5 protein-coding genes are annotated in these 12,347 nt (G+C 69.6%); all 5 read left to right on the top strand.

Translation table 11 applies throughout. From position 1 onward, the window contains the following. The first annotated feature begins 660 nt into the window (after positions 1–660). The 5 genes from QWJ13_RS03790 (at position 661) to QWJ13_RS03770 (ending at position 12,322) form a co-directional block, all read left to right on the top strand. Positions 661–1,731 carry a methyltransferase gene (locus tag QWJ13_RS03790; protein WP_316520459.1) on the top strand — a complete coding sequence of 357 codons (1,071 nt, stop codon included), beginning with the start codon at positions 661–663 and terminating at the stop codon, positions 1,729–1,731. Between the two features lie 134 nt (positions 1,732–1,865). Further along, entirely contained in the window at positions 1,866–2,612 is a 747-nt protein-coding gene (locus QWJ13_RS03785) for an SDR family NAD(P)-dependent oxidoreductase (protein ID WP_316520458.1), read from the top strand. 96 nt (positions 2,613–2,708) lie between these two features. After that, positions 2,709–3,809 (top strand): SIS domain-containing protein, encoded by a 1,101-nt coding sequence (locus QWJ13_RS03780; RefSeq protein WP_316520456.1) that lies wholly within the window; start codon positions 2,709–2,711, stop codon positions 3,807–3,809. 54 nt (positions 3,810–3,863) lie between these two features. After that, complete coding sequence (locus QWJ13_RS03775; RefSeq protein WP_316520454.1) at positions 3,864–11,150, top strand: non-ribosomal peptide synthetase; 7,287 nt, start codon at positions 3,864–3,866, stop codon at positions 11,148–11,150. Continuing rightward, positions 11,147–12,322: an FAD-dependent oxidoreductase gene (locus tag QWJ13_RS03770; protein WP_316520453.1), complete on the top strand. Its 1,176-nt coding sequence runs from the start codon at positions 11,147–11,149 to the stop codon at positions 12,320–12,322. The genes QWJ13_RS03775 and QWJ13_RS03770 overlap by 4 nt, the downstream gene beginning before the upstream one ends. The last annotated feature ends 25 nt before the right edge of the window (positions 12,323–12,347 follow it).

The following is a 12,347-nucleotide window of genomic DNA, read 5'->3' as shown; positions in this document are numbered from 1 at the left end:
GGGGCTCCGGACGGCTCGCGGCGGCGCTCAGGGCGGCCGCACCACCGAGACGATCGCACCAGCGAGACGGCCGCACCGCACTCTCTCGCCTCCCCTCGCCTACCGCTCGCCTCCCCCCGTCTTCGTGGCCACCCTCATTTGCCACCGGCGGATCTCCAAATGAGACAGCCTCTCAAGTGAATGGATTGGGATGCGGAAGGGGGCGCCGCACGATTCAAGCCACCCACGGAGGGGTGGTGATTTCAGGGCTCTTGTGTGAACTCCGAGTTTGAGGTTGGCTCTTGCAGCGGGAGGAGCCGGTGTTGCGGGAGATCGTGGAGGGACGACACCGCTCGCCTGATGTCGTTCACCCGTGTCGGAATAGCCGGGCCAGAGGGGGGAGTCGCTATGGAGGGTGCCGCCACGCCGGCCCACACCTTGCCGAGGTTGACCACGTCGCCGCCGCGCTCTGTGCCCACCAGAACGAACTCCGCCGACACGCCCGCCGATTGCTGAACAAGAAATGCTCCATGTCCGGGATGGGGCAGCCGGGGCTGCGGATGGCGATCCGTAACGCCTGATCCCGCTGTCTGCCCCGAGCGGCCATCGATCGGCAGGACCGGACGATGCCGGACTTCACCATGACTCGGCTGAAGGTGCGCACCTGAGGCCCGCGATACCGTGAAGGGGATCACCTTGACCGAACCATCAGCGATCGCCACGGACGAGCTGTGGAAGATGGTGTACACCAGCTTCCAGTTCCCGTACCTGCACGCCGCATTGCGCCTGAAATTGTTCGCCCTGCTCAAGGAGCGGCCGGGCATCACCCTCGACGAGATCACCGACGCGTTGGGGCTGGAAGAACGCGCGGGACACGTACTGATGTTGGGGTGCTGCACGTTCGAGCTCGTGCGCAAGGACGGCGACGGATATCACAACACCGCCGCGACCGATCTCCTGGCGGGCGATCCGGACGGCTTCATGCCCGTCATCATCCGCTACACCCACGAGATGTTGTACCGGCCGATTGGCTGGCTCTACGAATCGTTGGTGAACAACGACAACCTGGGGCTGCATCGTGAGCTGCTCGCCGGATCCTCGGCGACCACGCTCTACGAACGCCTCGCCGAGGACGAGAACCTCGAAAAGGTGTTCACCGCCATGATGGAGCACCAGAGCCGCTCCGTGGTCGAGGACTTCGTCAACGCCGTGGACTTCTCGTCGTACCACCACGTGCTGGACGTCGGCGGAGGCACCGGAACCAACGCCATCGGCTTCGCCCAGCGATGGCCGGACCTCCAGGCGACCATCCTCGAACTGCCGAACGTGGCGAAGATGGCGAACGACCGGATCGCCGAGGTCGGGCTGTCGGAGCGGGTTCGCGCGGTCGGAGCCGACGTCATGCAGGACGAGTTCCCCACGTCGTCCCACGACTGCGTGGTGTTCTCCCGGTTCCTCGAAATCTGGTCCCCGGAGCAGGTCCGCGCCCTTTTCGCGAAGGCCTACCGGGCCCTGGAGCCGGGCGGTCACCTGGTGGTCGTCGCCTGCGCGCAGAACGACGACGAGACCGGCCCCGCGCACGCCGCGTTCATGTCGGCGTACGTCCAGACGGTCGCGTCGCCCGAGGGCCGTATCTACACGCCCCGGGATTTCGAGCAGTGGTACACCGAGGCGGGTTTCGAGCCGATGGATCGCCAGTACTCCGGGCGGTTCGACGTCATCCTCAGTGCCCGCAAGCCCGCGGCCGGCTGAGCCGTCGTCGTTCGGTCGGAGGAACTGCCGCATTTGGCTGGAGCCGGCCGCCCATGACCACGTCATCGGCGGCCGGTTCACCGCGGTGGCGATGGACCGCTGCCGCTCCGAGTCGCTCCGTACGGGGGGTTTGAGTGGAATCACCTGACAGGCTGGCCATTGTCACCGGCGGAACCAAGGGCATCGGGTTGGCATTCAGCCACAGGCTCACCCGGATGGGGTACCGGGTGGTCGCCACGTTTCGCAGTGACGAGGAGTCCGCGAATCAGGCCCTGAAAGAGATGGAAAAAGGGCTGTCGGTCGTCCGGTCGGATGTGTCGGACCCCGACGACGTGGCCCGGTTGGCCGAACTCGTGCGCGCCGAGCACGGAGTTCCGCAGGTGTTGGTCAACAACGCCGGGCTGAACATCGACCGGCCGGTGCTGGAGATCTCCGACTCGGACTGGCGCCGGGTGCTGGAAACCAATCTCTCGGGACCCTTCTACATGACCCGGGCGTTCGCCCCGCACATGGTGGAGGCCGGCGGCGGCTCCATCATCAACATCGGCGCGACCACGGCAATCCGCCCCCGCCTGAACGGCGCCAATTACTGTTCGAGCAAGGCGGGCCTGCTCCACCTGACCAAGTGTCTGGCCATGGAACTCGCGCCGAGCATCCGGGTGAACTGCCTCATCCCGGGGATGATCGACACGGAGGAGATGCGGACCCGTTACCGCGTGGCTGAGCCGGAATACATGAACGCACTGCTGGACGAAATTCCGCAGCGCAGGATCGGCGCCACCGACGAGATGGCGGACGCGTTGGAGTTCCTGGTGGGTGGCGGCGCCGCCTACATCACGGGCCAGAAGCTGATCGTGGACGGCGGGCAGTTCATGTGGTGACCGGTCCGGAAGTCACCCGAAGGCCGCGGATCCGAGGATCGCGAATCTGAAAGCCACCTTCTGGCATCACTCGCAATTGAGGAAGAGGGGAAAGTCATGCGATCACGCCTTGAGCGCTACCAGGAGTTCCTGGAGCAGGAGTACCGTTCCGGTTTCACGAAGTCGGGCGAGTACGACATCTCCGGGATCTCGGATGATCTCGTGAAGCAACTGCAGGACGGTCGGTTCACCCGCATCGTGTTCAGCGGAATGGGTTGCTCGGCCATCGTGTCGGACGTGATTCGAGTCTTCTTCAACTCGATCAGGAGCGACCTCGAAGTCCATGTCTTCAACGACTACGAATTCGAGTACCTGATTCCGCGCTCGGTGATCGAGGACGACCGGACGCTCATCATCCTGAGCTCGTACAGCGGCCACTCCAACGAGCCGGTCCGCGCCTTCCACGCGCTGCGCCCGATGCACGACCGGGTGCTGCTGCTCACCTCCGGCGGCCGACTCGGCGAGCTGGGCGAGGAGCACGGCGTGTCCATCGCGCGCTGGACGCTGAGCAAGCCGGACCGCGAGTACCCGCTGTTCCACGTCGGCCAGTACTTCTCCATTCTGGTTGACATGTTCCTGAAGCTCGGGCTCCTCGACAGGGACTACGGCCCCGAGGTCCGCGCCCTGGCCCAGACCCTGGAGACCGACTTCACGCCCGCCCTGCGCGAGTTGGCCGCCGACGCCGCCGTCCGGAGCGAGAACGCCAACATCATCATGCTCGGGTCGCCCAAGTGGCACGAGAGCCTGCTGAAGCTCGCCAAGATGCACTTCAACGAGATCGCCATGGTGCCGGCGACGCGGAACTACTTCCACGAGTTCTGCCACAGCGAGGTGGCCACGCTCACCGACCCCGAGCGCCGGCACAGCGTTCTCGTCTTCTCCGACCCGGAGGAGGACGACTACACCCAGGCCAAGCGCAAGAACCTGGTGGCGTTGCTGACCGCCCCGATCCCGCAGAACGCGAACGTCACCGTGACCGAGATCGAGCTCGACCAGCCGACCTTCATGCGCCAGTACTTCACCGCGCTGGAATTCGTCCAGTACCTGACTCTCGATCTCGGTCGGGTCCGGGAGACGAAGTCGCGCAACCTCATCTCCGAGGCCGCCGGAAACCCCTGGTACCACGGCAGCACGATCGCCGCGGAGAACGCCCACTGAGGTAGTCGCACAGCTCGGACATCGAAGGCAGCAGTCGAGAACAATGGAGCGATTGTGAATCTACCGGGGCGCTACCCTCTCACGGCTTATCAGCAGGACATCTGGGCCGCGAATTCCCTCTTCCCGGACCTTCCGCAGTTCAACTGCTTCATCACCGACCGCTTCACCGGTGAGGTCGACGTCGAACTGCTCAAGGAGTGCCTGCGCCGCGCGGCCGACCGCAACGACGCGTTTCGACTTCGGATCGCTCCGGAGGACGGAACTCCGTGCCAGTGGGCCGAGTACGAGACGTTCGACATTCCGACGATCGACCTCTCCGGAGCCGCCGCGCCACGTGAGGCCTGTGAGACGTGGATCAAGGACGCGTTCGACGTCCCGTTCGAGGTGGAGCGCCGCCGATTGTTCACGATCGCGGTCCTCAAGGAGCGCGAGGACGTCGTCCACGCCTATGTGAAGGTCCATCACATCATCGCGGACGCCTGGGGCTTGAACCTGTTCATGTCCCAGGTCCGCGCGGAGTACGACCAGGTGCGGCGGACCGGGCGGTTCGATGACCGGCCCGTGCCGTCGTACCTGGGCTTCGTCGAGGAGGAGCGCCGCTACCGGGGGTCGGACGACCACGAGCGGGACCGCGAGTTCTTCCAGGAGCGGCTGGCGGGCGTCACCCCGGCCTTCTTCCGCCGCACCGCGCCGGCCGGCTCCCGGCGGAGCACCCGCCACAGCTTCCTGATCGAGCGCGATCTCATCGAACGCATACGTGAACGCGGCCATTCGGTCTTCGCGTTCGTCGCGGGTGCCTTCGCCGTCTACCTCTCCCGGATCCACGGCAGCGACGAGGTCGTCCTGGGCGTGCCGCTGCTGAACCGGCCCACCGCCGGACAGAAGCAGACCGTCGGCCACGTCGCCAACACCCTGCCGCTGCGGGTGACTCCCGGCAGGGACCGCACGATGAGCGAACTGGTCGCCGAGGTGCAGGCCGGGACCCGGGCGCTCAAGCCCCACGAGCGATTCTCCGTGGGAGACCTGCTGCGCTCGGTGCCGCTCCAAGGCAGCGGCCCCAAGCGGCTGTTCGACACCACCATCGCCTATCTGCGCTGGCCCAGCCCGCTGGCCGTCCAGGGCGTGGAGTACGAGACCGTCGTGCAGGGCCGTGCCCACGACGACGACGTACTGGCGGTCGTCGTCAACGAGTTGGACGACGTCAGCGATGTCCTGGTCGACATGGACTACGCCCTCGACGTCTTCGACGCGGACTTCCCCATCGAGTCGGTGGCCACCCACATCGAGGCGATCCTCAGGGGCACCCTCGACCAGGCGGACCGTCCGCTGTCGGAGGTCCCCATGATCGGCGAGGCCGAGCGTGCCGCCCTGATCGCGGCGGGCAGCGGACCGGTGACCGACTACTCCCAGGACACCACGGTCCACGCGCTGTTCGAGCGGCAGGCGGCCAGGACGCCCGATCGGCCGGCCGTCATCGCCGAAGACCCCGCGGAGTCGCTGACCTTCGCGCAGCTGGACGCGTGGGCGAACCACGTCGCGCACCGATTGCGCGGCGACGGAGTGGACGTCGGCGACCGGGTGGCCGTGGTGGCCGAACGCGGCCCGCAACTCGTCGCGGCCGTCCTGGGGGTCCTCAAGGCGGGCGGCGCGTACGTACCGGTCGACCCGAGCCATCCCGCGGAACGGGTCAGGTTCCTGCTGGCCGACAGCGGGGCGAGGTCCGTGCTGCTGGGCAGTACCGTCTCCGCCTCCCTGGTGGGTGACGCGGTGCCGGTGCTGCGGCTGGACGCCACCCCGCGCACCGCGCCCGCGCCGTCCGGGCCCGTCGGCGGCCCGGGTGACCTCGCCTACGTCATCTACACCTCGGGATCCACCGGACAGCCCAAGGGCGTCCAGGTCGAGCACCGTTCCGTGGTGAACCGGCTGGAGTGGATGCAGCGCCGCTACCCGGTCGGCGACGGGGACGTCCTGCTCCAGAAGACGCCGGTGACCTTCGACGTCTCGGTGTGGGAGCTGTTCTGGTGGGCGATCACCGGTGCCGGGCTCGCGCTGCTCCCGCCCGGGGGCGAGCGGGATCCCGGGGCCATCCTCGGGACGGTCAGGGCGCACCGGGTGAGCGTGGCCCACTTCGTGCCCTCGATGCTCGGCCCCTTCCTCGACCTGCTGGAAGAGGATCCGGCGCTGCTCGACGGCGTCGCGTCCCTGCGGCAGGTGTTCTGCAGCGGCGAGGCCCTGGCGCCGACCCAGGTGAACCGGTTCAACCGGATCTTCGCCGCGGCCGGGCGGCCGGCGCCGCGGCTGGTCAACCTCTACGGTCCGACCGAGGCCACCGTCGACGTCACGTACCACGACTGCCCGGGTGACGCGGCGCAGGAGGTACGGCGGGTGCCGATCGGGCGACCGATCGACAACATCCGGCTCTACGTGGTCGGGGCACACGGCGACCTCCAGCCCGTCGGGGTGCCCGGTGAGCTGTGCATCGCGGGCGTGGGCGTGGCACGCGGCTACCTGGACCGGCCCGAGCTGGACTCGGCGGTGTTCGTGGCCGACCCGTTCACACCCGGCGATGAGCCCCTGTCCGGCGAGGGGCGACGGGGGCGGATGTACCGGACCGGCGACCGGGCGCGGTGGCTCGCGGACGGCACCCTCGAATACCTGGGCCGCCTGGACGACCAGGTCAAGATCCGCGGCAACCGCGTGGAGCTCGGTGAGGTGCGCGACCGTCTGGCGGCCTTCCCTGGCGTCCGGGACGCGATCGTCGTGGACCGGAACTCGCCGGCCCGCGGCGTCCACCTGGTGGGCTACTACGTCGCGGACGAGGACGTGCGGCTCGCGGACCTTCGAGCCCGGCTCCTGGAGTCGTTGCCGGAGTTCATGATCCCGGCGTTCTTCGTGCGGATCGACGGGATCCCGCTCACCGCGAACGGCAAGGCCGACCGGCGGCGGCTGCCCGCTCCCGCCGCGGAGGCGGACGCCAAGACCGCGGAACCGACCAACGAGATCGAGGCGAAGATCGCGGCGGCCTGGTCGCTGGTCCTCGAAACCGACCGGATCGGCGTCGACCAGGACTACTACTCCCTCGGCGGGGACTCGATCATGATGCTCCGCATCCAGGCCGAGGCACGGCGCGCGGGCGTCCACTTCACCCTGGCCGACATGGTCCGCAACCCCACCGTGGCGGCGCTCGCCGCGACCGCGACCACCTCGTCGCCGACCGGGCAGGACGCCCCGCTGGAGCCGTTCGCGCTGGTGTCCGGCATCGACCGCGCGCGGCTGACCGGCCTGGCGGACGCCTACCCGGCGACCCGGCTGCACCTCGGCCTGCTCTACCACAGCCGGGAACGCGAGCGGACGGCCGTGTACCACGACGTCTTCCGCTACTCCCTCACGACGGAATGGAACGAGGAGGCGCTGCGCCGGGCCTTCGACAGCCTGGTTCGGCGCCACCCGGTGCTGCGCTCCGCCTTCGACCTGGGCGGATACTCCGAACCGCTGCAGCTCGTCCACCAGGAGGTCGACGGCGGGCTGGAGATCGCGGACCTGCGCGACCTCGGCGAGCAGGAGGCGCAGGCCGAGGTCGCCCGGCACGTCGAGGAGCGGCGCTACCACGAGTACCGGCTGGACCGCCCGCCGCTGTACCTGTTCCGCGCGCACGTCCTGAACGCCTCCGTGGAGCTGGTGTTCAGCTTCCACCACGCGATCCTGGACGGCTGGAGCGTGGCCACCCTCGTCCGCGAACTGCTCCAGGACTTCCTCCACAACGCCGGGCGGCCCGTCGCCGCCGTCCCGTCCGGACCGCTGCCGTCCCCCGCCCTCTACGTGCGCGAGGAGCGGCGGGCCCTCGCCTCCGACTCCACCAGGAGCTACTGGCAGCGGCTGCTTACCGGCGCCGAACTGGTCCAGATCGACGGATTCCGGCCGTACGAGCCCGCGGGCGACGAGGAACTCATCGTCCACCACGTGGAACTGCCGGACGGCCTCGGCGCCACGGCGCGCAGCCTGGCGCGCGCCCACGGCCTGCCGGTCAAGTCCCTGCTGCTCGCGGCGCACTGCCTGACCCTGCGGCTGTTCTCCGACACGCGGGACATCACCACCGGCCTGGTCACCGGCGGCCGGCCGGAGGAGGCCGGCGCCGAACGGATCACCGGACTCTTCCTGGAGACGCTGCCGCTGCGCCTCGACACCCAGCCGCGGACCTGGCTGGACTCGGCGCGCGAGGTCTACCAGCAGGAGCGGGACAGCCACCCCCACCGGCGCTACCCGCTCAGCGCGATCCAGGAGGACCGCGGCGGGGACGTCATCTTCGAGACCGCCTTCAACTACGTCCACCTGCACGTCCTCACCTCGCTCTTCGAGGACACCGACATGGTGCTGGCCGACTTCCGGACCTGGGAGGAGACGAACTTCAAGCTCCTGGTCAACGCGGTCGTCGACCCGGTGGACGAGCGCCTGTGGCTGCGCATGGACTGCGACGGACGGACCTTCTCCCGGGCCCAGGTGGAGAGCCTCGGCCGGACGTACCTCGCCGTGCTCCAGCGGATGACCGAACACCCCGACGCGGACGTGGACTTCGCCTTCCTGTGCGATCCGCGGGACGAAGCGGCACTGCGGGCCGGCACCACCCCCGGCACCACCTCTGGCACCGGCACCACCCCCGGCCCCGACGGGGACGCGCCCATGAACGTCATCCGCCGGATCGACGAGCACGTGGCACGCACTCCGGACGCGGTGGCCGTCTCCTGCGGATCACGGCAGTGGACGTACGCACAGCTCGACGAGGCCGCGAACCGCATCGCCCGCGGCCTGATCGACGCCGGAGCCCGGCCCGGATCGACCGTCGGCATCGCCATGGACCGTTCGCCCGAGACGCTGGCCACCGTGCTGGGGGTCGGCAAGGCCGGCGCCACCTGCGTCCCGCTCGACGTCAGCTACCCGCCGGCCAGGCTCGCCTCCATGGTCGCCCAGGCCGACCCGTTGCGGATCATCACGCACGAGACGCACGCGCACCTCTTCGAGCGGTCCGCCCGGCTGCTGCACGTGGACGACCTGCTCGCCGTCGAGCCGGCCCCCGTCGGCGGTACGGAACTGCCGGAGATCACCGGCGAGACCGTCGCCTACCTGCTGTTCACCTCCGGGTCCAGCGGCGAGCCCAAGGGCGTCGAACTCCCGCACCGGGTGCTCGCCAACTACATGAGCTGGCAGATCCCCGCCGCCAGCGGCGCGGCCGGCGGCAAGACCCTCCAGTTCGCGCCGCTGAGCTTCGACGTGGCGTTCCAGGAGATCTACTCCACCCTGTGCGGCGGCGGCACCCTGCAACTGCTCTCCGAGGAGGAGCGGCGCGACATGCCGGCGCTGCTGCGCCTCCTGGACCGCGAGGAGGTGGAACGGGCCTTCATGCCGTTCGTCGCGCTCCAGCAGCTCGCGGAGACCTCCCAGGCCCTGGGCATCCGGCCCCGCGCCCTGCGGGTCGTGATCTCCTCCGGCGAGCAGCTGAGGATCACCGACGAGATCCGGCGGTTCTGCGCCGCGCTGCCGGGCACCGTGTTGGAGAACCAGTACGGACCGACCGAGACGCATCTGCTGACCCATCACACGATGACGGGCGACCCGGCCGACTTCCCCGACCTGCCGCCCGTCGGCGTGCCCGTGGACGGCATCGAGCTGCACCTGCTCGACGGCCTGATGCGGCCGGTGCCGCCGGGTGCGAAGGGCGAGATCTACGTCGGAGGTGTCTGCCTGGCCCACGGCTACCGCAACCGGCCCGATCTCACCGAGCAGCGCTTCGTACCGCATCCCTCCGGTGAGCCGGGCGCCCGCCTGTACCGCACCGGAGACCTGGCCAGGGTCATGCCCGACGGCAACCTCGTGTGGCTCGGCCGCGCCGACTCCCAGGTGAAGGTGCGCGGCTTCCGGGTCGAGCTCGCCGAGGTGGAGCTCGCGATCACCAAACTCGCCGAGGAGCAGCCCGGCATCCGCGAGGCCGCCGTGGTGGCCCGGCGCCGGGAGGGCGCCGACGCGTTCCTCGCGGCGTTCCTCGTCGGTGACGCGGAGGCCGTGGACCTGGACGAGGTGCGGACCCGCCTGCGCACGGCGCTGCCGGACTACATGGTGCCCTCGCACCTGGAGTGGCTGCCGCGCCTGCCCCTGACGCCCAGCGGCAAGCGGGACGACGCGCTGCTGCGCCGCATGCCGCTCGCCGCGCCGACGGCGCACGCCGCCCCGCCGGCCGACGAGCACGAGAAGGCGCTGGTGGGCATCCTGGCGGAGCTGCTGGAGCTGCCCACGGTCGGCGTGCGGGACAACTTCTTCGACATCGGCGGTACCTCGCTGACCGCGATGCGGCTGGTGATGACGATCGAGAAGCGGTACGGCGTCAGCGTCCCGATCTCGTCGTTCGTCGCGGCGCCGACCGTCTCCGGGCTCGCGGAACGGCTGCGGGCCGGGAACTCGGCGGCGGAGTTCGACCCCGTCGTGCCGATCCGCACCCAGGGCGACAAGCCACCGCTGTTCCTGGTCCACCCGCTCGGCGGCCACGTGCTGTGCTACGTCCGCCTCGCCCGCCTGCTGCCGCAGGACCAGCCCGTCTACGCGCTCCAGGCCGCCGGGACCGTCTCCGGCACGGAGCCCCTCGGCTCCATACCCGAGCTGGCCGACAGCTATCTGAAGGCGATGCGCCGGGCCTGCCCCGAAGGCCCGTACGTCATCGGCGGCTGGTCGTTCGGCGGCTTCATCGCCTTCGAGATGGCGCGTCAGCTGCGGCGCGCCGACCCGGATGCCCTCCGGAGCGCCGTGCTGATCGATCCGATCTTCGTCAAGCAGGGGGAGCGGCCCGATGCCGCCGACCACTCGCTGCTGGAGTGGTTCTTCTGGGAGCTGCTGTGGACGGGCCGCAGCGGGACCGCGCCGGTGGTTCCGCTGCCGGACGGGCTGGCGGAGGAGGAGAAGTTCGACTTCATCGTCGAACACGCCACGCAGGCAGGCGTGCTGCCGGCGGGCAGTTCCCGCACCACCGTGCGGCGCCTGTTCGGGATGTTCAAGGCGCACTGGCAGGCGATCCTCTCCTACCAGCCCGAACCGGGGGACGAGGACCTGGTGCTGCTGCGCGCCACCGGGGGGCTGCCGGAGATCCTCCGGCCGATGCACTCGGCCGCGCGGAGCCTGCACGAGGATCCCACCAACGGTTGGGGAGCCCTGACCACCGGTCGTCTTCAGGTGGTGGACGTTCCCGGTGACCACCTGGTCCTGCTGGAGGAGCCGCACGTGAACGTCATCGCCGAGAAGATCGTGGAAGCGGTGGTCGATCGCCTCGATCACCGGCAGGCCGACAGGAGCGGAAAGTGACGCAGAACTCCACACCCACGGCCGTCATCATCGGGGCCGGGATCGGCGGGCTGGCGGCCGCGGCCACGCTGCGCCGGGTCGGCGTCGAGGTCCGGATCTTCGAGCGGGCTCCCGAACTGCGCCCGGGGACCACGGCGGTCTCCTTGATGTCCAACGCGATCCTGGCGCTGCGCACCCTGGACATCGACATCGCCTCGGGTCTGGAGAAGCGCGGTGAGGTCTTCGACGAGCTGAAGTTCCTCACCAAGCGCGGCCGGTCGATCAGGGCCCTTCCGTTCGGTGAACTCGCGGAGCGGTTGGGCGCGTCGAACTACGCCGTCCACCGGGCCGATCTCCAGCGGACGCTGCTGGACGCGCTCGGAGACGACCGGGTCATCGAACTGAACGCCGCGGCCACGGGGTTCGTCACCGGCGACGACGGGGTCGAGGTGACCTTCGAGGACGGGCGGAAGGTCTCGGGCGACATCCTGATCGGCGCGGACGGCTTCAACTCGGCGATCCGCCGGCAGGCGGCGCACGCCGACGATCCGCGGCCCGGCAACTACCTGTGCTGGCTGGCGACGGTGCCCTTCAGCCATCCGCGGCTGACCAAGGGCTACGCCGCGCACTACTGGGGGCGGGGCCAGCGCTTCGGCCTCGCCGACATCGGCCACGGCCGCGCGTACTGGTGGGCGACGAAGAACGTCCCGTCCTGGGCCACCAGGCGCCGGCCGTTCGACAAGGAGGAGATCGCCGGCCTCTTCGCCGGCTGGGCCGATGAGGTGCGGGAGGCGATCCGGGTCACTCCCGAGGAGACGATCGTCAGCATCACCGCCAAGGACCGCCCGTTCCGGCAGCGGTGGGGCACCGGACGCATGACCCTGCTCGGGGACGCGGCGCACCCGATGCTGGTGAGCCTCGGCCAGGGCGCGGCGCTCGCCATCGAGGACGCCGTGGTGCTCGCCGAGCACCTCAGGGGGGCGACGGACCTGCCCTCGGCCCTGCGCGGCTACGAGGACCAGCGCCGGCCCCGGACCGAGGCGCTGGTCGCCGCGGCCCGTTCGCTCAGTGAGACCGAGCAGTTGGAAGGCCCGTTCTCCTCCCGGATGCGCGACCTCTACTTCCGGTTCGCGCCCATGTCCAAGTTCACCAGCCAGAACGAAGCGCTCCTCACCTGGCCCCCGCTGGGATGACCGCGCCCGTCCCGCCGAACCGCCC

The organism is Kitasatospora brasiliensis, from assembly GCF_032654805.1.
GTDB lineage: Bacteria > Actinomycetota > Actinomycetes > Streptomycetales > Streptomycetaceae > Kitasatospora > Kitasatospora brasiliensis.
This window is presented reverse-complemented; position numbering and strand designations above follow the sequence as displayed.